Origin of the sequence: Streptomyces aurantiogriseus, from assembly GCF_014649375.1 — a bacterium.
Lineage (GTDB): Bacteria > Actinomycetota > Actinomycetes > Streptomycetales > Streptomycetaceae > Streptomyces > Streptomyces aurantiogriseus.
The window spans coordinates 102,983-123,180 of the sequence record NZ_BMSX01000015.1; the positions used below are offsets into that span (position 1 = coordinate 102,983).

Genomic DNA, 20,198 nt, shown 5'->3' on the forward strand with positions numbered 1-20,198 from the left:
GGCCCGGACACGTGCGGTCGGCGTACGGGCGCGACAGGATGGTCGGCGGGACGAGACTGACGGGGGACGAGACCGGCGCGGATGAGACCGGCGGACGACACTGGCGGGGGAACGACCCGCACCACCGAGCAAAGAACCCTTGAGGAGCCAACGGTATGAGCACGTCAGCCCAGATCGGCGTCACGGGGCTCGCGGTCATGGGCCGCAACCTCGCCCGGAACTTCGCCCGCAACGGCTATGCGGTCGCGGTGCACAACCGGACGGTGGCGCGTACGCACGCCCTGGTCGAGGAGTTCGGTCACGAGGGCGACTTCGTCGCGGCCGAGACCGCCAAGGAGTTCGTGGCGGCCCTGGAGCGGCCCCGCCGCCTGGTCGTCATGGTGAAGGCCGGGGAGCCGACCGACGCCGTGATCCACGAGTTCGCCCCGCTCCTGGAGCCCGGCGACATGATCATCGACGGCGGCAACGCGCACTTCGCCGACACCCGGCGCCGGGAACGCGAACTGCGCGAGCGCGGCATCCACTTCGTCGGCACCGGCATCTCCGGCGGCGAGGAGGGCGCGCTGCACGGACCGAGCATCATGCCCGGCGGCTCCACGGAGTCGTACGACTCCCTGGGCCCGATGCTGGAGAGGATCTCCGCGAAGGCGGCCGACGGGGCGCCCTGTGTGACGCACGTCGGTCCCGACGGTGCGGGGCACTTCGTGAAGATGGTCCACAACGGCATCGAGTACGCCGACATGCAGCTGATCGGCGAGGCGTACCAGCTGCTGCGGGACGTCGCCGGGTACTCCCCCGCGCAGATCGCGGAGGTCTTCCGCACCTGGAACACCGGGCGGCTCGACTCCTATCTGATCGAGATCACGGCCGAGGTGCTGTCGCACGTGGACGCGGCGACGGGGAAGCCGTTCGTGGACGTGGTGGTCGACCAGGCGGAGCAGAAGGGCACCGGCCGCTGGACCGTGCAGATCGCGCTGGACCTGGGCGTCCCGGTGTCGGGCATCGCGGAAGCCGTCTTCGCACGCTCCTTGTCGGGGCACGCGCCCCTGCGGGCGGCCTCCCGGGGGCTCGCCGGGCCGACTCCGGCCGCGCTCGGCGAAGCCGAGGCGGCGGCCTTCGCCGACCGGGTGGAACAGGCGCTGTACGCCTCGAAGATCGTGTCGTACACGCAGGGCTTCCACGAGATCGCCGCGGGCAGCGAGGAGTACGGCTGGGACATCGACCTCGGTGCCGTCTCGGCGATCTGGCGCGGCGGGTGCATCATCCGTGCGGCGTTCCTCGACCGGATCCGTGCGGCGTACGACGCGCGGAGGGATCTGCCGAGTCTGTTGTCCGACGAGACGTTCGCCGCGGAGATCGCCGCCGCGCAGGGCGACTGGCGTGAGGTCCTGGTCGCCGCGACGCGGCAGGGGGTTCCCACGCCGGGATTCGCGGCGGCGCTCGCGTACTACGACGCGTTGCGTGCGGAGCGGTTGCCCGCGGCGCTCACGCAGGGGCAGCGGGACTTCTTCGGGGCGCACACGTATCGGAGGGTGGACCGGGAGGGTTCGTTCCACACCTTGTGGGGTGGGGATCGGTCGGAGGTGGGTGCGTAGCAGCGCCTGGTGTCCGGGGGCTTTCGGTCGTAGGGCGGGTACCGGTGCGTGGGGGCAGCTGGTCGCGCCCACGCGGCGGAGCCGCACATGGATACAGCCCCGCGCCCCTGTCGGGGTTGTGGTGGGCGGCGTTCATACGTCGCCCACCTTTCGCTTCTGCCGCCGGTCAGGTGAGTGGTGGTCCCGGTTCCGGGTTCGGTACCGGCTCCGGCCCCGGGGGAATCGGGGACGGGGACGGTTCTGGGGGTGGGCCCGGGTGCGGTGGTGGTGGTTGGGGGGTGGGTTCGGGGCCCGGGGGTGGTTCGGGAGGTGGCACCGGGGTGGGATACGGCTCGGGCGTCGGGGGGCCCGGTGTCGGTGGAGGCTGGACGGGGTCGGGGTGCGGGTCGGTCATCGTGTCCTCCGGCCAGTGGTGAAGCTTGGCTCTGGACTACTCCCCCGCGTACCCGGGGGTGGCGCGGACAGTCACCCGGTGGTGGCAGCGGGTGCCCCCGGCCGGACCCACCCGGGTGCGGCCGGGAGCGAGCTCAACGCCGCCGCGCCGCCTCCGCCCCGGCCGCCAGCGCTGGCCGGGGGCTGGAGAGCACGGGTACCGGGGTCCGGACGAGGTACTGAGCCGGGGCCATGGAGCCCTGGGCGAGGACGATCACGTCGGCGTCGGTGACCGTGTCGGCGGCGGCCGCGACGAGCCGGGCGCACGTCTCGGTGTCGCCCGCCTCGAAGCGGGCCCAGGCGCCGTCGACCAGCAGGGTGCGGATCGTGACGGTGCGGCCCGCGCGGTGGGCCTCCTCCTTGATCAGGTCGGAGGTCGGGGCGAAGGTGCTCTCCACGGTCGCCAGGACGACGACCCGTTCTCCGGCGGCCACCGCGGCGGCGGCCATCGGGCGGTCGCCGCGCAGGACGGGGACGCCGTTCGTCCCGGAGGCGGCCGCCTCGGCGACCGCGCCGATGGTCGAGCAGGTGCACAGCACGGCCTCGGCGCCGTCCGCGGCGGCACGGGCCACAGCGGCCCGTACGTCGGCCGCGACCGCCTCGGGGCCCAGCTCACGCGCACGTGACAGCAGGCCCTCGTCGACGAAGTGCCGCAGTTCCAGGTCCGGGTGGGTCTCGTCGCGCAGGGCGTCGAAGACCGGCACGTGCAGGGGCGAGGTGTGCAGCAGGGCCAGCGCCATCGGTCAGAACCTGCCGGGGTGCGCGCGCAGCCAGTCCTTGGCGGCGGCGAGCAGCTCCGGGTCGGCCGCCGGGGCCTCCTCGGGGTGACGCTCGGCCCACTTCACGACGTACGGGCAGAGAGGGGCGACGGGGATCTCCTCGCGTGCGGAGATCGCGTACAGCTCGCGGGCCAGCGAGCCCGCGATGCCCTTCCCCTCGTGGGCGGGTTCGACGATGGTGTGCACCGGGACCAGGGCGCGCCCGGGCGACTCCAGCACGAAGTACTCGATGCGGCCCACGACTTCGTCGCCGTCGCCGAGGGCCTCGAGGCGGCCGGCCGGCCGGTCGTCGCGGATCCGGATGTCGCTCATGGGCACGCTCCTGGTGCGGTGGCTGCGATGGCTCAGACGGACACGGCCTGCGGGCTGCGCTCCTGGTCGGAGCCCGGTACCGGCTCGGCGGGGTCGGCGCCCAGGGCCACGATCCGGTTGTCGCGGTCCACGTGCACGACGCGCGGCCGATGGGCCCGCGCCTCGGTGTCGGTCATCTGAGCGTAACTGATGATGATCACCAGGTCTCCGGGATGGACGAGATGGGCGGCGGCACCGTTGATCCCGACGACACCCGAGCCGCGCTCGCCCTCGATGACGTACGTCTCCAGCCGCGCCCCGTTGGTGATGTCGACGATGTGGACGAGCTCACCGGGCAGCAGGTCGGCGGCGTCCAGCAGATCGGCGTCGATGGTCACCGATCCCACGTAGTGCAGGTCGGCCTGGGTGACGGTGGCTCGGTGGATCTTGGACTTGAACATGGTACGCAACATCGGGGCACTCCCACAAGTAGGCTCCCTGCCTGCGTTTTTGCAGGTCAAGGGCTGTTTCCTTACCCTACAACGAGTCGCATGTTCGGGCAGCTTTCCCTGGGTTTTTCAGGACTCATGCTGACCGAATGCTGACTTTTCTGACGGCGCATCAGGCGCTGGGAGGGGCGCTCGGGGTCGTCCTCACGTCCCCGGGGTGTCCCTCACGAACGGCCGCGATCAGCGTACGCAACGACCCCCGAAGACCTTCGTGACGATCGCCACAGCAGGGCTCGACCAGCCGACCATCAGGTCGAACAAGATCCGTCCTCTGATCCGGCGGCGCGCAACATAGCCGCGCATCGCCGGTTAGCCAAACCGGCATTTCCTCTGATCATTGTTTCGCCCTCGCGATGACGCTTGGCGGTGGCACGCGACAGGCGCCACCCAACCCACGAGAAACAAATGTCGAGCCGAAGTCCCGATTGGGCTTCCGGCCGATGTCAAGGAGCAAGCCGACCTTGAAGCCACGCAACGCTGCCGACGAAGTCTCCCTCCGATCCAGTCCACCGGCCGATCGCCGCCGAGTGGAGCCTGTCCTCATCGACACGTCCGAGGTTGCAAGGCTGCTCAGCATGTCCACCAGCTGGGTCTACAGAGAAGCTTCGAAGCTTGGGCTGAAGGGCTACAAGCTGGGTCGTGGCAGGAATGCCAAGGTTCTCTACAAGAAGACCGATGTCCTCAAGTGGTTGGAGCAGCAGAGGATCCACTAGGTCCGTCTTCAAAGATCGTCGGGTGGTGGATCATGATGGGGTGATACGCCGTCATGAGCTCACCGATCAGGAGTGGGAGTACTCGCTCCTCTGATACCGCGGGCTGCGACGGGCTGGCCGCGCGTATCGGACCGGCAGGTCGTCGACGGGATGGTCTACAAGATCCGGACCGGGATCTCCTGGCGCGACCTGCCGGAACGCTACGGCCCAACGCTACGGCCCATGGCAGACCGTCTACACCCGCTTCCGCCGTTACGTCCTGGACGGGGTGTTCACCCGGGCCCTGCAGCAGATCCAAGCCCGCGCAGACGCGGCCGGCGACATCAACTGGCTCGTCCAGGTCGACTCCACCATCGTCCGCGCCCATCAACATGCCGCAGCCACCGGCCGAAAAGTGGGCGCCTGCGGCAGGACGAACCGGACGATCACGCCCTCGGCCGATCCCGAGGAGGTCTGACCACCAAAATTCACCTCGCCTGCGATGGTCGCGAGCGGCCACTGGCGATCCTGGTGAGACCTGGCCAACGCCACGACAGCATCTGCGCACGCCCCCTCCTGGAACGCATCCGGGTCCCGCGCATGGGTCTGGGCCGAGCACGCTGCAGGCCCGACCACGTCATCGCGGACAAGGGTTCCAGTCTATTGAGGGCCTTTCTCGTCTGCCGTGGGAGAAATGCTGCGTCGGCCTGATGACACGGGAGAAAACGCCTTGTCGGCCAGCCTCGTCCGGGCCGCCCGTCTCCGCCAGGCACCCGCAGAGGCGCCATCACCCCCGGGAAGGCAGGGGCTCGTCGGTCTGCCTGGCCATCAGGACGAAGGCCAGCAGATGTCACGGCACCGCGGTCAGGTCATGCTCCTGCGCGGTCCACACGTTCAGGGCGCCAAGCGCCACGCGGATCGGGGCGGTGAAAAGGGCAGGACGGAGAGCGGCATCCGACAGGTGGTGCTCCTGGGGGCGGGGCCTCAGCGAGGAAGCCGAGCAGCATCAGGTACCGGCTGCCGGTGCGACAAGGCGGTTACAGCACGAGGCTCGACACACGCGTGCCGAGGACGGCGGCTGTTCCGTCCGGTCTCGATGGTGGGCCCTCTCCCAGGGGACCTGCTCAGGGCGCCAGCTGAGCGCGGCGTGACGCTCCCGTCTCCGGCGTCGCGGAGGTGTCATCCAGCCGGTGGTCGAGTTCGGCAGAGACGTCGACCACTCCGTCCACGCCCCGGCAAAGGCGTACGGCGACCGGGATCAGGGACTTGCGCTCGACGGAGCCCTTCAGCGAGACCCGGCCGTCGACCACGTGCACGGTGATGGCGGAGGGCGCGATGCCGAGAGTGCGGACGAGGACGTCCCGGGAGATCTCCTCGCGGATGGCGCGGTCACCGCGCAGGAAGACGCGGAGCAGATCGGCCCGGCTGATCACACCGACCAGCCGCCCGGCCTCGTCGACGACCGGCAGCCGCTTGACCCGGTGGCGTTCCATGACCTGGGCGGCCTCCACGACCGTCCACTGCGGCCTGGCGGTCACGGCCGGGCTGTTCATCAGCCCCTCGGCCGTCGATGCCTCGGCCTTCGCCCGGTCGGCGGGCTTCGGGTGCAGGACCGGCAGCAGACGGGCCGGGTCCAGCTGTGCCGCCTCCTTGCGCAGCAGGTCCGCCTCCGAGACCACGCCCATGGGACGCTCGTCGTCGTCCACGACCGGTACGGCCGTGATGTCGTGCTCGGCGAGCAGCTGGGCGATCTCCTTGAAGCCGGTGTCCCGGCGTACCGATACGACCGATGTCGTCATGAGGTCGCTCACCATCCGGTGCTGCATGGCTCCCGCCTCCTGAAGTCGGGTTGTGGTGCTCGTTCCAGTGTCCGCCGCGGTGGGGCACCGCTCCATGGGCCGACAGGCCCCCGACCGTGGCCCGACCAGACCAAACGGCCCCGAGGAGCCGAAGCACGTTCATGCCGGCAGGACGAGACTCCGACGGCGGAACGACACGGTGCCCGCCGCGACGAGGGCCAGGGAGATCACGGTCAGGACGGCGATCGGGCCGGCCGTGACCTCCGCCGCCGGCGCCCTGGCCGCGTGGGTGAACACGGAGATGTTCTGCGCCCACTGCGGCATGTTCAGGGTCGGGCCGAACAGTGGGCCCAGCAGGATGGAGGCGAGGAGCACCGACCAGGAGACCGGGACCGACCACCTCGGCAGCACTCCGACGGCGGCCGTCACGCAGCCGCTGATGACCATGATCCCCGGCAGCTGCGCCAGGACCGCCCCGGTCAGGCCACGAAGCTGTCCGGCGGTGTCGCCCAGCACCTGCCCGGCGGTCAGACCCATGCCCAGCGCGAAGAGCAGGAGGAGGCCCGCCGCGGTGAGCCAGGTGCTCAGGACCTGGCTCACAGCCCAGCGTGGCCTGCTCACCGCAGTGGCGAGGACGGATTCCAGCGGGCCCTCGGGCTCCTCGGCGCGCACCCGCAGGAGGAGCTGGACGGTGCAGACCGCGATGGCCATAGCAGCCATCGAGACGATTGACGTGAGGTAGGCGTCGGCGATCTCGTCCGTGCCGCCCATGCGCCGGTACCACTCCCGGGCGGAGCCCTCGAGGTCGTCGGCCGAGCCGCTGACGGCGCCGAAGACCAGCCCAAATCCGAGCATGCCGATCGCCCAGCCGCGCACCGCACCGCGCTGCAGACGCCGGATCAGCCCGAGGGGGCTGAGAAGTCCGGGGCGGGCGTCGGCGGGCCCCGGCTGCTCCCGGAGCAGGCCTCGGCCGAAGTCCCGCCTTGCGGCGAGAGCGCCCGCGATGCCCAGCAGGACGATGAAGGATGCCGCGAACAGAATGAGCGGCCACCAGTGGTCGCCGCCGAAGGGACGCATCTGCTGTCCCCAACCGATTGGCGAGAGCCAGGCAGGCCACGCGCTGACCACCCGCAGCCCGCTCGTGTCCACGCTGCCGAGCATGTTCCCGACACCGCTGAGCAGGAAAGCGAATCCCAGCGCCGCCACGGCCGTTCCGTTCGCGCCGCGGGAGCTCGACGAGAGCTGAGAGGTGACCGCCGCGACTCCGGTGAAGACCAGGCCGACGCCGGCGATCGAGGCGCCTGCGACGAACGAGCCTTCCACAGGCTGCCCGTTCGCGATCAACGCCAGACCGAGTGCCACCGCGAGCACAGCATTCGCGGCCACCGTGACGACGACGGCCGACGCCAGGCTGCCGTACCGTCCGACGACGGCCGAACCGACCAGCTCGCTGCGGCCGGTGGCCTCGCTCTGCCTCGTGTGCCGCACCACGGCGAAGACGCTCATCAACACGGCGAGGATCGCCAGCGTGACATGGCTCCGGATCATCGCGTACCCGCCGACCGTGGGCCCCGAGGCGAGACCGAGCATCCGCAGCGCGGGGTTGCCCGCCATGAACTCCGTCTCGTGGATCACGTCCTGTTCCGTCGCCAGAGCGCCGACGGTCATGGCGGCGAAGGCGGCCATCAGGGCGGACAGACCGGTGATCCAGGCGGGCAGAGCGACCCGATCGCGCCGGAACGCGAGCCGGGTGAGCGCAACCGTTCCGGTCAGCGCACTCATCGCGCACCTCCGGGGCCCGGGGCGGCCTGTGCCGCGGCGCCGTCTTCGTAGTGGCGCAGGAACAGCTCTTCGAGGGTCGGCGGGGAGCTGGTCAGCGAGCGCACGTCGAACTCCACCAAGTGGCGCAGTACACCGCCCAGTTCGTCCGGGTCGACGCTGAAGCACGCCCGGGTGCCGTCCACGCGGACGTCGTGTATCCCGGGCAGCTCCCGCAGGGTGCCGAGCGGCCTGCGGGTCTCGACGGCGACGGTCGTACGGGACAGGTGGCGCAGCTCGTCGAAGGTCCCCGACTCCGCGGTCCGGCCCGCCCGGATGATGGTGACGCGGTCGCACAGCGTCTCCACCTCGGCGAGGATGTGGCTCGACAACAGCACCGTGCGGCCGGCGTCCCGCAGCTCCTGGACGACGCCCTGGAAGACCGCCTCCATCAGGGGATCGAGACCGGAAGTCGGCTCGTCCAGGAGATACAGCTCGACGTCGGACGCCAGCGCGGCCACCAGGGCCACCTTCTGCCGGTTGCCCTTGGAGTAGGCACGGCACTTCTTGGCCGGGTCGAGCTGGAACCGCTCCAGCAGGACGGTACGGCGCTTCAGGTCGAGACCACCGCGCAGGGCGCCCAGCAGGTCGATCACCTCGCCCCCGGTGAGGTTGGGCCACAGGTTCACCTCGCCTGGTACGTAGGCCAGACGACGGTGCAGGTTGACGGCCTCCCGCCACGGATCCCCGCCCAGCAAGCGCACCGAGCCGCCGTCCGCACGCAGCAGCCCCAGCAGGATCCGGAGTGTGGTCGTCTTGCCGGCCCCGTTCGGCCCCAGGAAGCCGTGCACCTCCCCGGCCCGGACGGTCAGGTCGAGACCGTCCAGGGCCCGGGTCGTGCCGAACTGCTTGACCAGGCCGGACACGGAGATCGCCGTGGTCATGCCGCTTCACCTCATCACCAGTGCCGTACGGCGGGGCGGCAGGCGACACGCCCCCTTCCCCTTCCCAGCACATCCCGCGGCGGTGAAGCGGGACAGGGGCCGATCGGGCATCCGACCCCGGGACCAATGGACCGGGTCCGGGGCCTGTGGCCGATCACCGCGGCTGTCGCCGCCTACTGCCGTCGTGGCCCCAGGCCGCCGCCCTGATCCCGTACCGTCCCCTGACGTGGACCGATACGGTGGCACATGACCGGATCGGTCAGCGGTGGGTATGCCGAGGGGACCTGGAGGATCGCCGGTGGGAAGCCCCATGGGAAGCGGGGAGGCCCGCGTACGGTTGCCCCAGCTGAGGCTGGACGAGCTGTTGGAGGAGCTCCAGGCGCGCCTGGACGCGGCCCGCGGTACCCGTGACCGGGTGCACAGCCTGCTGGAGGCAGTGCTATCGGTCGGCCGCGAGCTGGATCTCGAGCAGGCGCTGCGCCGCATCGTGCAGGCCGCGGCCGTGCTGGTGGACGCTGAGTACGCCGCCCTGGGCGTGATCGGACCGGACGGCAAGCGGCTGTCGGACTTCCTCACGGTCGGGGTCAGTGAGGAGCAGATCGCCCGGATCGGTCCCTTCCCCGAGGGGCACGGCATCCTCGGGGAGCTGATCCGGCACCCCGAGCCGCTGCGGTTGCCGAAGATCTCCGAGCATCCATCCTCGTACGGCTTCCCGCCCCACCACCCGCCGATGAACACCTTCCTCGGCGTCCCGATCCGCGTGCGGGATCAGGTCTTCGGCAACCTGTATCTGACCGAGAAACGGGGTGGGGCGCAGTTCGACGGGGAGGACGAGTCGGTTCTGTCGACCCTGGCCGTGGCGGCCGGTGTGGCGATCGACAACGCCCGTCTGTACGAAGAGTCCCGGCTACGAGAACGCTGGCTTCAGGCGAGCGCGGAGATCACCCACAGCCTGATGTCCGACAGCGAACGCGGCGAGGTGCTCGGGCTGATCGCCGAACGGGCCAGAGAGATCACAGGTGCCGCACTCGCGGTGGTCGCCGTACCGATGGAGGGCACCGACTCGCTCACAGTGGAACTGGCCATCGGGCAGGAAGCAGAGGCGCACCGCGGGCTGGTCCTGCCCGTCGACGACAGCCTGATCGGCCGGGCCTTCTCGAACGCCGCCCCGGTCACCAGTGCGGACGTCTCCCGCGGCGAGCGCGGCGAGACCGGGGTGCCCTCGACCGGAGGCGGAGAGAGGGTCTCGCCTGGTCCGCCGCGCTTCACCGGCCTCGGCCCGGCCGTGGCCGTCCCCGTCGGCAGCTCAGACGGCGTACGAGGCGTCGTCCTGCTCGTCCGTGAGGCCGGCCAGACGGTGTTCACCGACAAGGAGACCGAGCCGCTGCAGGGCTTCGCCGCCCAGGCCGCGGTCGCGATGGAACTAGCGGAACACCGCAGGGACGCCGAGCGGATCGCGCTCCTGCAGGACCGTGACCGGATCGCCCGCGACCTGCACGACCTGGCGATCCAACGGCTGTTCGCCACCGGAATGACGCTGCAGAGCGCGGGGCGCTTCATCGAGCATCCGCAGGCATCGGAGCGGGTGCTGCAGGCCGTGGACGACCTGGACGAAACCATCAAGATCATCAGGTCGACGATCTTCGGGCTACGCTCGCGCGAGGACTCCGTGGGACAGGGCCTGCGGGCCCGGATCGTCCGCGCGGCCGGGGAGGCCGCCCCAGTACTGGGTTTCGCACCCAGCCTGCGCATGGAAGGGCTGCTGGACACCCACGTCCCCAATGAGACCGCCGAGCATGTGATGGCCGTCCTCACCGAGGCCCTGACCAACATCGCCCGGCACGCACACGCCGACCGGGCAGAGATCATAGTGGAGACCGACGGCGACGAGCTGCGCCTCACCGTCTCCGACAACGGCGTCGGTATCCCGTCCGGGGGTCGCCGCAGCGGCCTGTGCAACATGGCCGACCGGGCTGAGCAGTTGGACGGCACGCTGGAGGTGTCCAGCCCTCCGGACGGCGGTGCACGGCTGGTGTGGCGGGTGCCGGTGGGCGAGGGGTAATGAGCTCAGCGTTCTCCCTGGTCACCCGCCGCCGGATGTCTGGCGCGTGGCCAGAAACTGCGGGGCGCGGCAATCGATGTGGTCACTCCGGCGGCGGCCGCACCTACCGCTGCATCAATACGCGGAGGGGCTCTCGGCACATGACCGGGGCCGGCGGCACCATCGCCATCCGCGTCGAACCCGCCCCGGCCGGCCCCCGCGCCCGTGTCGAGCCGGTCACCCGTCCTTCTTCAACTGGCCCGCCCTGTCGGTTGCGTTGGCGGACACGGCGGCCGACGACGACCAGAAGCGTCGCGCGCGGGCGACGACCTCTGACGCTGCGCCGCTCAGCGCCCAAGAGCAACAGGGCGGTGAGTCGCTCGGCCGGCACGCGGACCAGGTGTTCAATCTCGGTGTTGGTCCATGGCCTGCCCGACGGGACGTTGCAGCACCCAGCCTCCCCGAGGGGGCCGGAGGCAAGCGTCGGCGTGATGAAGCCAGGGGCGTCGAACGGGGGCGCTGCAGACCGAGAGCCCGCATCCTCACAGTGAAGAGGACGGTCGGCCCGTGCCCTGCCCCGAACGGCCCCAGCGTCGGAAGGCCGGTGGGACGCAGGGTGACAGTGACCGTCCGCACCAGGTGGAGCCGCTTCTCATGAGGGCAGTGCCATGGTCGCCGCAGCCGTGATACTCCAACTGCTCATCGTCATAGGCGCGTTGTACGACACGGCCCGCCTGCTCGCGCCGGCCGCCGATCGCCGGCCGCCCTGCCCTCGGCTCTGGCAGACCGCACTCCGGAGCCAGTCGCGGGCTCGGCCTCCGCGGCGCCGCGCGGAACTTGAGGCCGCCGAACGGCGGTTGGTGGCACAGCGATTGCGCGGTGAGATCGACGCGGCCCCGTACCGCGCGGGGATGCGCTCCCTTGCCGACGGCCACCGCACCCCTGCGTCAGGGCGTGACGGCTGACCACCGTACGACGCCCCGCCGCCGGGGCGAGCGTGACGCACTCCGCCACCGCCCCGCCCGGTCTCGGCTCACCGATTCACGCGTCGCACCACACTCGCCGCCCACGTCCTGGTCGCCGCGGCCACCACCGCACTCGCCGGCTGTGGGTCGAGCACGCCGAAGGAACCGTTCGCAGGAATGCCCGGCGGAAAGATCGCCGACCGGGCCGTCGAGGCCACCAACGGCGCCCCGGCGTATGAAGGGCGACGTCCCCGACGACGCCCGCGTCATGGGGAAGTGCCCGCAGGGCTCGGTCTACCGAGCGGGCACGCATCCGCTTGCTCCCGAGCACCGCGGACAGCACCTCGGTGCACCGACACACCGGGGTGCTCCCGGCGCGGGGCGTCGGGGGAGCCGCCACCACGCCATCCTCATGGTCCTCCGCGCATATGCATGAGGGACAGCCATTTGGCCTCTTCGGCAGGCCTCGATCGGGGATGCGACTCCAGGCAGCACCAGCCACGACTTGTGCGGCATCGAGGCCATGCTCACTGCCGCGTGACCGGCCTATGGCGCTCATCTTCGGCTGCGAGACCTCCTCGCGGTGCACGACGGGCACGTCGCCGTCCTCGGGATCCGCCGTCGGGTCTCTCAGGCCGCACGCGCCAGGAGGGTCTGCGCAGGTTCACCCTGTCTTGTGCCCCCACCGAGGTCCCACCAGGTCCCACTCGCGCCCCCACTGCTCGATGCGGCGCCGGTCGAGCCGCCACCGTGCGATGGCTCCCGCGCCGAACGTCATGCCGCCGAAGGCGAGCGCTGCCGTGGTGCCGATGAGTGCCGCGCGAGCGGTGGCCTCGCCGGAGCTCGCTGGCCGGGAGGTGAGGTCGCCCTGGCCGTCGGTCCAGACGACAACGTCGGATCCGGCTTTGTATCCGGCGTCCACCCGGGTCGTACCTGTGCGCGTGGAGCCGTCGGCCGTTGTCCAGCGGACCTTTGCCCGGACCTGGTCGCTCGTCACCGCACGCGACACGGTCAGAGGCACGTAGTCGACGAGCACGGCTCGGATCGAGTGCTTCTCGGCCTGCTGCCGAGCGAAGACGTTGTCGGCGGTGTGCGCGGTCACCGCCCCGACGACCACGCCGCCCAGCGTCATGACCGTCACCACGGCGAGCACGATCCACGCCTCGATGACATCGTCGCGCCGTCGCAGCGCATTGCTCCGCCACCGCCACAGCCTCTGCTTGGTGCGCAGCTTCGGGTTCGTACGCTCACCACCGGACATGGGTCCGCACCTCCTCGTCGTCGTCATTTGCGAGCACCGTGACACCTGGAAGTGAGCCCCGGCAGGGGCCGATCAGGCGGCATCGCCAGGCCGAACGGGCCCGACCCCCGTGCGGCAATGGGCCGATCGGCCCTGGTCCGCAGGAACCCGTGCCGGGAGTGGTCCGACCGGACCCCGGGAAGGGACCGTCGGCCCCTCACGGCGTCCCGGCCGGACTCCCACACTCGGAGGACAGCAAGACGACGCAGGATCGTGAGGAGGGCGTCATGCACTTCACGCACTTCGACGCCGCGACCTTGGAGAAGTGCCTCGCGGCTGCCGTCGCCGCGCCCTCGATCTTCAACACGCAGCCGTGGCGCTATCGCCTGGACCCCGAGACGGTCGCTATCGAGGTACGCGCCGCTCCGGAACGAGGCCTGCGCCACGCGGACCCTGCGGGCCGAGCCCTGCACCTCTCCGTGGGGGCGGCCGTCTTCAACCTGCGTGTCACGGTTGGTCACCTCGGCTGGACGCCGGTCACACGTCTGCTGCCGGACCCCGAGGACCCGAGCCTGCTCGCCTCGGTTCGGCCGACCGGTCCCGCTGCCCAACGCCCCACGGGGCGCCGCGCCGACCTGTTCCCGGCCATCTGGCGGCGGCACAGCAGCCGGTTCCCGTTCTCCGACAGGCCGTTGCCCACATACGTACGCGCCGAGCTCACCGAGGCCGCGCGCATGGAGGGCGCGGTACTCACCTTCTCCGCGCCCCCCGAGACGGCGCGACTACTCCGCCTGACCGCCGAAGCCGAGCAACGCAACAGGAACGACCCCGACCGTGGGGCGGAGAGCCGCCGCTGGGTCCACCGAGACCCGGACGAGCCCAGAGACCTCGGACTCCCCCAGACGGCTCTCGGCCCGCAGGACGCCCACGAGCACATCCCCATGCGCGACTTCACCGCCCAGCGGCACCCAGAGCGGCTCCGCGCCCAACCATTCGAGACGGCCCCCGTCATCGCCCTGCTGACGACGGAACACGATCGCCGCACGGACTGGCTGCGCGCCGGCGAGGCACTGGAACACGCCCTGCTGGTCGCCACGGTCCACGGGCTACGGGCATCCCTCCTGCACCAGCCGATGGAATGGTCCGACCTGCGTCGCTCCCTGAACCCCGCACCCGAACACACAGGCCACGCTCAGATGCTGATCCGCCTCGGCTACGGCCCGGAAGGCCCCGCCACCCCGCGCCGCGCCGCGCGTGACCTGCTCGATGGCGGGGGCGGCCGACCGCAGTCGGCATGACCTTGCTCGCCGGCTTCCACCCGCACGAGTTCCTCGATCCCCGCCGCTCTGGGCGTTCGGGCCAGGCGGGTGCACGCCTGGCCCGAACGCGTGCCACTGCCAGCCGTGTTCAACGAGGGGACTGGCCTCGCTCAGGTAGCCGAGCAGAGCAAGCCGACTTCCAGGTACTCGATGATGTCGTCGGGCAGGACGTGAACGGTGAAGCCCTGGTAGAAGCGGGGGGATGCCATCGCACCGAAGATTTCAGTAGCGCAAGGATCATTTCAGTGGAAGTGGGCAACGATGCAGGCCCGCGCCCCTGCTACAGGAAAATTTCGATTTTCCTGTAGGCTCCGCGTGATCTTCATACTTACCATCAAGCCGTGCCTGGACAGCGAGGCAGCAACGTGGAAGATGCAGGTGCGACCGCTTCTCGTGACGCCCGTCGGCACGAGCTGCACTTCCCGCCCCTTCGCAACGGGGCCGACTACCTCGTCAGCGTCGTCGACCACCTGACCAAGGACGAGGTGGGCCCCCGCGACCTCAAGTACGCGGTGCTCCACCTGCAGGCCGCCATCGAAGTCCTCCTCAAGGAGCGCCTGAGCCGAGAGCACTGGACCCTCGTGTTCTCTGACCCCGGCCAGGCCAGTTTCCGACGTTTCCATGAGGGCGACTTCGAGAGCTGCACGACCAAGCAGGCCGTACAGCGACTTCGGAGCATCGTCGGGTGCGACATCACGGACGACGAACGCAGCGCGCTGATCGCCCTGGCCGCCGACCGGAACGCGCTGCAGCACTACGGGCTGACCCAGAACGCACACGCCGTCGAGGCGCGTGCCGGTCGCGTGCTGGACTTCCTATACCGCTTCATCCACACGGAGTTGATCAACCCGACGATCGGCACGCCGGACGAGAGACTGTCCTACGAGCTGAACTACGTGATCACAGGTGTGCGTTCCATCGACGCGTTCGTGAAGCAGCGCATGCGACGCCTCCGCGGCGACCTCAAGGGCCACGAACCACGCACCATCGACTGCCCGTCGTGTGGACAGAACGCGCTGGTCCTCGCCGCCTCGCAACCGCGCCATCGCTGCTTCTTCTGCGAGATGCACTTTCACCGCGCGGAGATCATGCGGTTCATCCTGACGCGCCGGGAGCGAGGGTTCCGGAGAGAGTGCCCAAGGTGTCAGGACCACGCCCTCATCGACGGACTCCGCGTAGCGAGCGAGTCGGCGTCGGCACCGGTCTGCTTCACCTGCAACTGCGTGGTTCCCGAAGCCCGCGACATCCTCATCGAGGAGCCCGAGGAGCGGGAGATGTGATGGCTCTCGCGCCGACCGCGCCGTCCTCTGAACTGGTCCCGGCCGAAGGATCCGTACGGCAGTCCCTCGCAAGGCTGGACGCCGACCCTCGCGACAACTGGCCCCCGCGCGCCCGTCGGCTGTTCGAGTACCTGTCCGCGATTTACGGCGAGCGGGACGCGCTGCCCACTCTCGCCGCGGCATGGCTCGCGCACCAGCGCTCCGACGGCACCCGCAAGACGTACGCCCAGAACTTCAAGCTCCTGGAGACGTACGTCCGTGAGCGCGGCGTTCACCCTCTCGCGGTGAACTTCCTGCTCGCCGACGCTTTCGCGAACCATCTCAAGAGTCTGCCCACCCTCGTCTGGCGCGGCGGGAAACGAATGCCCGAGGGTAAGCCGCGCGACGACGCCACCCGGCACAACGTGCTCTCTGCCTGCTCCTCCTTCTTCAAGTTCGTGCTCCAGACCAAGGCCCTGCCCAAGGAGAAGCTGGACGCCAACCCCTTCGACGGGGTGCTGTACCCGGCCATCGACCCTCTGTTCACCCGCACCGAGGGCCTGACCGAGGCCGAGTACGTGACGCTCGCCCGCACCGCCCGCGACGAACACCCTTGCCGTCGCACCGCGTTCCGGCTGTACGTCCTGATTCTGGTGCTCTATCACCTGTGCCTGCGCATCGAGGCTGCGCTCGGCGCCCGGATCGAGGAGCTGGGGTACGACAAGGGGCACCACACCCTGGAGGTACAGATCAAGGGCGGGACCTGGGTCACGAAGCCGGTGCCGCCGTTCGTATGGCACGCCATCCAGACCCTCATCGGCGACCGCACCGAGGGCTTCATCTTCTGCACCAGCACCGGCAACAGGCTCGACGAGCCATCGCAGTGGCGCGCCATCCGGGCCACCGCCCAGCGCGCCGGCCTTCCGCAGAAGAAGCTCGGACCGCACTCCCTGAAGCACAGCACGATCACACACGCCCTCGACCGGCCCGGCGCCCGCCCCGACAAGATCCAGCACTGGGCCGACCACAAGGACCCGCGCACCACACAGCGCTACGACCAGCGCCGCGGTGCCCTTGAGGGCAACCCCGCATACGACGCGGCCGCGGCCATGGCAGAGCAACTGGAGGCCTGACGTGCCGTTCGATCCCGACCGTCCGGCTCCGCCCGATGGGATGAAACACCGCACCGAGCGCGGGTACATCATCGCCGGCCCAGACGACCGCGGATGCTGCGTGATCCACGAGATGTGGGTCGATCCCGACCATCGCGGCGGCGGGGAAGGACGCGCATTGGTTGATCATGTCCGCGCATGGGCCCGCGAGCGGGGTCTCAGTCCCCTGGTGGTCCAGTGTTCGCCCCGAAACGAAGGGGGTCGCGCCTTCTACGAGGCCCTCGGCATGCGGGCTGTTGCCACTGTCTACCAGGACGACCTGAACAGACGGGCCCAACCGCAGCCGCTCCCGTCTGCAGTAGCGCGGACGGGAGTGGCTGCGGCGGTGTGACCTCGGGCAAGTCCTCGGTGATCAGGGCCTGCGCGGGGGCAAGCCACGTGCTGGGTAGGGTCGTGGTACACCGACCTGGAGAGGTAGTTGCATGGCCAACGAGATTGTGATCGCGCAGACGACCATCGACAACGAGGACCAGGCAAGGGCGCTGGCACGGGGCGCGGTTGAGAGCAAGTTGGCAGCAGGCGTTCACATCGACGCGCCGATCACCGCCGTCTACTGGTGGAAGAACGAGGTCGAGACGGCGCAGGAGTGGCGTATCTCGTACATGACGACGACAGACCGTCTCCCGCAGCTGGAGGCATGGCTGTCCGAGAAGCACCCGTATGACGTCCCTCAGTGGATCACGTTGCCTGTGACCGGCGGGTCGGAGGCGTACCTGTCGTGGGTTGTTGAGGAGACAACGCGGGACTGACGGGCGACGGCGCTCGTGTCCTGAGCTTGCCCGTGTACCGAACGAGGGGATCGATTCAGGACGCGAACTGCCGCAAGTGATGGGCGAGTTCCCGCTCACTGCCGGGGAGCCACGCGGCGATTTTCGCGGCACGTTCCTTGCCCATCGTGTTGGGCTTGGCTTGTGACGCAGCCGTGAACTGGCGCGATACGTAGACGCCTTGTTCGACATCCCCTCCGCGCAGGAGGGCCGAGGCGAGATCACCGAGGACGACGACGCCGCCATCCGGTAGTTCGTCCCCGAGGCGGTCGACCGCGGTGTCGGCCGTGGCGGTGAGTTCGGATCGCCCCAACTGCCCGTACACGGAAAGGGCCAACGAATCCATCCGGTACGGCGTCACGAAGCGGACCCATGCCTGTTCGCTGGTGTGATCCGCGAAGTCGTAAGCGAAGCGTGCTCGGTCAAGCGCACGCAGCGCGCCTGTCTCGTCGCCGACCGCGGCAGCTTCCTCCGCGTGCCTTCCGAGGACCCAGGCTGCGGCCGTGGCGTTGCCGTGGCCGCGCACATCTCGGGAGGCTTGGGACAGGAGTTCTAGCTTCCTCTTCGGTGTCGGAGCCCCGTAGCTGGCGTAGGTGAGGGCCAAGGCTCTGAGGGGAGGATGCCCGGCCTTCGCCGCGCACTCAGTCGTGGCATCGTAATAGGCGCCGGCCTTGTCGTACTCGCCCAGGTCCCAGGCCACCCATCCGGCAAGGGCAGCGGTTTCCCCGGCCGCGATGGTGAGAGCCCGTTCGTGCTCGCCGGCGTGAGGCAGGGCTGCGGTGATCGCGTCAAGGTGCGACTCAACCGTGCTCTGCAGGCGGCGGGCACTGAGATTGAGTTCCTGGACGTGCAGGTCAGCAGCTCGGTTGATGAGCGCGACCGCAGCGGGCGTGTCGATGCGGGAGCCCCTGCTGAGAGCGAAGGCGAGTCGCCCCCAGGGCTCGGCAGCCGCGCTTACGCCGATGGCGGCGCTGCCCAGCAGCTTGCGGCGCTTCACGTCGTCCTGGTCCTCCTCTTCACGGACGTTCCCTCTTCTCCGTCGGGCGCGGGCGGCCTTGGCCTCCCGCAGTAGTTCTTCGAAGGGGACGCCCGAGGCCGCTGCGATGTGGGCGAGTGTGTGGTTCGTAGGGACGTTCTCGGACTTCTCATAGCGGCTGATCTCCCGGCGGGTCAGGGTTGCCCGGCCGGAGACAGCGTTGATCGCGTCTGCCTGCTGCTCTTGCGTCCGGCCTGCGTCCTTCCGGAGCCGGAGCAAGAGTTCGGCGAACGGATCTGGCATGAGTGTGACCTCTGTCGTTGGCGGAATCCAATCATGGCCCCAGTTCCCCCTTGGGTTTCCCCCTTGACAGATTTTTCCCCCTCTGGATTCCCCTGGTAAACGGCTTCGTAGCGCGGTGCGATGGGCCCATGACCACGTTCCTCAAGTCGGGCGACCGAGGCCAGCCGGTGCTGCTTTGGGACGAGATCAAGTTAGGCGGCCATCTCTTGCCGAATCCGGTCCAGGGCATGGTCTGCGACTTCCCTGATCTCCGGCAGCAGATGGTGCGCCGCGCGCACGATGCGCTGCAATTGGTGGGGAAGGCGCTGGCGGACAGCTTCGTCGACGGCGGTGTGCAGGGACTGCGCGGCGCCGCCGCAGTCGTCGGCGGCCAGCCGTACCTGGGCCACGGTGATGAGCTCGATCACGCGCCACTGCGGGGCGACGGTGGTCGTCGGTACAGGACTGCCCTGCTCGACCAGTTGTATGGCGATATCGGTCCTGCCAGTGGACATCAGCCCTCGAAGTCGGATCTCGTGCAGGGCGTAGGGGTTGAACAACGACGTGTGCTCGGTCTCGTCGAGGAGCCGGTCCGTTTCGCTCATCGCCTCGTCGAACAGGGGCTGGTTCCGGAGGGTGCCGGCCGCGCGAGCGAGGAGCGGAAGTACGGCCGCTTTCGCCTCGTGGTCTGGTGCAAGGGCAGCCGCGTGTTGCAGTCGGTCGACGGCGGCGCCGTGGAGGCGGGCCTTGCGCAGTTCGTTTCCGTGCATGCGCAGCACGTAAGAGGTGAAGGCCGGGTCCCCGAAGTAGCGGGCGATGTCGATGCTCTTCGCGGTCCAGCGGGCGGCGGTACTCAGTCGTTCTTCTGGCAGGACATTGCCCAGGGCGACGCCGAGGCCGACACGGGCTCGGGCCAGGAGGTGCAGGACGTCCCGTTCCGTGTGCCCGTCCTCCATTCGTGCTTCGAGCCGGGCGACCAGGGGCCAGAGCTCGGCGACGGCTTCGGAGGCGTGTCCGGACTGCCGGGCGATCTCAGCGAGGCGGACGGTGGACTCGCCGAACTGGAGCATGGCGCGGTGGTCGGTGTCCGCGGGATCGGTGACGCCGACGACGTGCGGAGGCAGACGCAGGGCCTCGGCGATGTGCCGGCGGGAGCTGACGTCTTCGAGGCTCCGTTTGCCCAGTTCCAGGAGCGAGATGTACGTCTTGTCGTAGCCGAGGAGCCGACCGAGTTCGGACTGGTTCATGCCGTGTACGGCGCGGTGGAAGCGCAGGATGGCCCCGAGATCACGGGTGGCGAGGGCCGCCTCGGCCTGTGGGGTTGCCCAGTGCCACAGGGTGTGTTGGGAGCGCCGTGCCACCATCGCACTGTCCATGG

The 20,198-nt window shown here is 69.7% G+C and carries 19 protein-coding genes and 1 pseudogene; 11 read left to right on the forward strand and 9 right to left on the reverse strand.

Translation table 11 applies throughout. The features are described 5' to 3' along the window. Positions 1-155: 155 nt before the first annotated feature. Positions 156-1,595, forward strand: coding sequence for an NADP-dependent phosphogluconate dehydrogenase (gene gnd, locus IE263_RS28950; protein ID WP_189940765.1), 1,440 nt, complete (start codon positions 156-158; stop codon positions 1,593-1,595). A gap of 527 nt (positions 1,596-2,122) precedes the next feature. On the opposite strand, the gene IE263_RS28955 is transcribed toward gnd, so the two are convergent. Genes IE263_RS28955 through panD form a run of 3 tightly spaced genes read right to left on the reverse strand, consistent with a single transcriptional unit; the run spans position 2,123 to position 3,570 of the window. After that, positions 2,123-2,767, reverse strand: coding sequence for an aspartate/glutamate racemase family protein (locus IE263_RS28955; RefSeq protein ID WP_189940766.1), 645 nt, complete (start codon positions 2,765-2,767; stop codon positions 2,123-2,125). A gap of 3 nt (positions 2,768-2,770) precedes the next feature. After that, positions 2,771-3,118, reverse strand: a complete 348-nt coding sequence (locus IE263_RS28960; protein WP_189940767.1) for a GNAT family N-acetyltransferase — start codon at positions 3,116-3,118, stop codon at positions 2,771-2,773. A gap of 32 nt (positions 3,119-3,150) precedes the next feature. Beyond that, positions 3,151-3,570, reverse strand: a complete 420-nt coding sequence (panD, locus tag IE263_RS28965) for an aspartate 1-decarboxylase (RefSeq protein WP_189940768.1) — start codon at positions 3,568-3,570, stop codon at positions 3,151-3,153. Between the two features lie 497 nt (positions 3,571-4,067). On the opposite strand from panD, the gene IE263_RS28970 reads away from it, so the two are divergent. The 4 genes and pseudogenes from IE263_RS28970 (at position 4,068) to IE263_RS50100 (ending at position 5,009) form a co-directional block, all read left to right on the forward strand. Then, the gene (locus IE263_RS28970; protein ID WP_229911214.1) at positions 4,068-4,319 is read left to right on the forward strand and encodes a helix-turn-helix domain-containing protein; all 252 of its coding nucleotides are present in this window, start codon (positions 4,068-4,070) and stop codon (positions 4,317-4,319) included. Between the two features lie 72 nt (positions 4,320-4,391). Next, positions 4,392-4,517 (forward strand): annotated as a pseudogene (locus IE263_RS50095) (transposase); the annotation flags it as partial. A 70-nt stretch (positions 4,518-4,587) separates the two neighbouring features. Then, positions 4,588-4,776 (forward strand): hypothetical protein, encoded by a 189-nt coding sequence (locus IE263_RS48825; RefSeq protein WP_229911215.1) that lies wholly within the window; start codon positions 4,588-4,590, stop codon positions 4,774-4,776. A gap of 8 nt (positions 4,777-4,784) precedes the next feature. Beyond that, positions 4,785-5,009 (forward strand): transposase, encoded by a 225-nt coding sequence (locus tag IE263_RS50100; protein ID WP_373312109.1) that lies wholly within the window; start codon positions 4,785-4,787, stop codon positions 5,007-5,009. 413 nt (positions 5,010-5,422) lie between these two features. Here IE263_RS50100 and IE263_RS28980 read toward each other — a convergent pair whose 3' ends face one another. From IE263_RS28980 to IE263_RS28990, 3 genes are all read right to left on the reverse strand, one after another. After that, positions 5,423-6,124: a CBS domain-containing protein gene (locus IE263_RS28980; protein ID WP_189940771.1), complete on the reverse strand. Its 702-nt coding sequence runs from the start codon at positions 6,122-6,124 to the stop codon at positions 5,423-5,425. 132 nt (positions 6,125-6,256) lie between these two features. Further along, the gene (locus tag IE263_RS28985; protein ID WP_189940772.1) at positions 6,257-7,879 is read right to left on the reverse strand and encodes an ABC transporter permease; all 1,623 of its coding nucleotides are present in this window, start codon (positions 7,877-7,879) and stop codon (positions 6,257-6,259) included. Beyond that, positions 7,876-8,799 (reverse strand): ABC transporter ATP-binding protein, encoded by a 924-nt coding sequence (locus tag IE263_RS28990; RefSeq protein ID WP_189940773.1) that lies wholly within the window; start codon positions 8,797-8,799, stop codon positions 7,876-7,878. Before IE263_RS28990 ends, IE263_RS28985 begins: the two co-directional genes overlap by 4 nt. A 310-nt stretch (positions 8,800-9,109) precedes the next feature. On the opposite strand from IE263_RS28990, the gene IE263_RS28995 reads away from it, so the two are divergent. Then, on the forward strand, positions 9,110-10,861 hold the full coding sequence (locus IE263_RS28995; RefSeq protein ID WP_189940774.1) for a sensor histidine kinase: 1,752 nt from the start codon (positions 9,110-9,112) through the stop codon (positions 10,859-10,861). Positions 10,862-12,469: 1,608 nt separating this feature from the next. Here the strand turns inward: IE263_RS28995 and IE263_RS29000 are convergent. Then, positions 12,470-13,066 carry an Rv1733c family protein gene (locus tag IE263_RS29000; RefSeq protein WP_189940775.1) on the reverse strand — a complete coding sequence of 199 codons (597 nt, stop codon included), beginning with the start codon at positions 13,064-13,066 and terminating at the stop codon, positions 12,470-12,472. A 266-nt stretch (positions 13,067-13,332) separates the two neighbouring features. Between IE263_RS29000 and IE263_RS29005 the strand changes: the two genes are divergently transcribed. The 5 genes from IE263_RS29005 (at position 13,333) to cutA (ending at position 17,544) form a co-directional block, all read left to right on the forward strand. Then, on the forward strand, positions 13,333-14,343 hold the full coding sequence (locus IE263_RS29005; RefSeq protein ID WP_189940776.1) for an Acg family FMN-binding oxidoreductase: 1,011 nt from the start codon (positions 13,333-13,335) through the stop codon (positions 14,341-14,343). Between the two features lie 362 nt (positions 14,344-14,705). Further along, positions 14,706-15,644 carry a hypothetical protein gene (locus IE263_RS29010; protein ID WP_189940777.1) on the forward strand — a complete coding sequence of 313 codons (939 nt, stop codon included), beginning with the start codon at positions 14,706-14,708 and terminating at the stop codon, positions 15,642-15,644. Beyond that, a complete protein-coding gene (locus IE263_RS29015) occupies positions 15,644-16,756 on the forward strand; it encodes a tyrosine-type recombinase/integrase (RefSeq protein WP_229911216.1) in 1,113 nt (370 codons plus the stop codon). Before IE263_RS29010 ends, IE263_RS29015 begins: the two co-directional genes overlap by 1 nt. Before the next feature lie 40 nt (positions 16,757-16,796). Continuing rightward, complete coding sequence (locus IE263_RS50105) at positions 16,797-17,126, forward strand: GNAT family N-acetyltransferase (RefSeq protein ID WP_373312110.1); 330 nt, start codon at positions 16,797-16,799, stop codon at positions 17,124-17,126. Positions 17,127-17,217: 91 nt separating this feature from the next. Then, entirely contained in the window at positions 17,218-17,544 is a 327-nt protein-coding gene (cutA, locus tag IE263_RS29025) for a divalent-cation tolerance protein CutA (RefSeq protein ID WP_189940780.1), read from the forward strand. 55 nt (positions 17,545-17,599) lie between these two features. On the opposite strand, the gene IE263_RS29030 is transcribed toward cutA, so the two are convergent. Next, positions 17,600-18,841, reverse strand: a complete 1,242-nt coding sequence (locus IE263_RS29030; protein WP_189940781.1) for a helix-turn-helix domain-containing protein — start codon at positions 18,839-18,841, stop codon at positions 17,600-17,602. 191 nt (positions 18,842-19,032) lie between these two features. Further along, a complete protein-coding gene (locus IE263_RS48830) occupies positions 19,033-20,196 on the reverse strand; it encodes a helix-turn-helix domain-containing protein (RefSeq protein WP_229911217.1) in 1,164 nt (387 codons plus the stop codon). Between the last annotated feature and the right edge of the window lie 2 nt (positions 20,197-20,198).

Excerpts from the sequence above, each read along its gene's own strand:
- gnd (WP_189940765.1), top strand. The coding sequence starts at position 156 with ATGAGCACGTCAGCCCAGATCGGCGTCACGGGGCTCGCGGTCATGGGC.
- IE263_RS28955 (WP_189940766.1), bottom strand. The coding sequence starts at position 2,767 with ATGGCGCTGGCCCTGCTGCACACCTCGCCCCTGCACGTGCCGGTCTTC.
- IE263_RS28960 (WP_189940767.1), bottom strand. The coding sequence starts at position 3,118 with ATGAGCGACATCCGGATCCGCGACGACCGGCCGGCCGGCCGCCTCGAG.
- panD (WP_189940768.1), bottom strand. The coding sequence starts at position 3,570 with ATGTTGCGTACCATGTTCAAGTCCAAGATCCACCGAGCCACCGTCACC.
- IE263_RS28980 (WP_189940771.1), bottom strand. The coding sequence starts at position 6,124 with ATGCAGCACCGGATGGTGAGCGACCTCATGACGACATCGGTCGTATCG.
- IE263_RS28985 (WP_189940772.1), bottom strand. The coding sequence starts at position 7,879 with ATGAGTGCGCTGACCGGAACGGTTGCGCTCACCCGGCTCGCGTTCCGG.
- IE263_RS28990 (WP_189940773.1), bottom strand. The coding sequence starts at position 8,799 with ATGACCACGGCGATCTCCGTGTCCGGCCTGGTCAAGCAGTTCGGCACG.
- IE263_RS28995 (WP_189940774.1), top strand. The coding sequence starts at position 9,110 with ATGGGAAGCGGGGAGGCCCGCGTACGGTTGCCCCAGCTGAGGCTGGAC.
- IE263_RS29000 (WP_189940775.1), bottom strand. The coding sequence starts at position 13,066 with ATGTCCGGTGGTGAGCGTACGAACCCGAAGCTGCGCACCAAGCAGAGG.
- IE263_RS29005 (WP_189940776.1), top strand. The coding sequence starts at position 13,333 with ATGCACTTCACGCACTTCGACGCCGCGACCTTGGAGAAGTGCCTCGCG.
- IE263_RS29015 (WP_229911216.1), top strand. The coding sequence starts at position 15,644 with ATGGCTCTCGCGCCGACCGCGCCGTCCTCTGAACTGGTCCCGGCCGAA.
- IE263_RS50105 (WP_373312110.1), top strand. The coding sequence starts at position 16,797 with ATGAAACACCGCACCGAGCGCGGGTACATCATCGCCGGCCCAGACGAC.
- cutA (WP_189940780.1), top strand. The coding sequence starts at position 17,218 with ATGGCCAACGAGATTGTGATCGCGCAGACGACCATCGACAACGAGGAC.
- IE263_RS29030 (WP_189940781.1), bottom strand. The coding sequence starts at position 18,841 with ATGCCAGATCCGTTCGCCGAACTCTTGCTCCGGCTCCGGAAGGACGCA.
- IE263_RS48830 (WP_229911217.1), bottom strand. The coding sequence starts at position 20,196 with ATGGACAGTGCGATGGTGGCACGGCGCTCCCAACACACCCTGTGGCAC.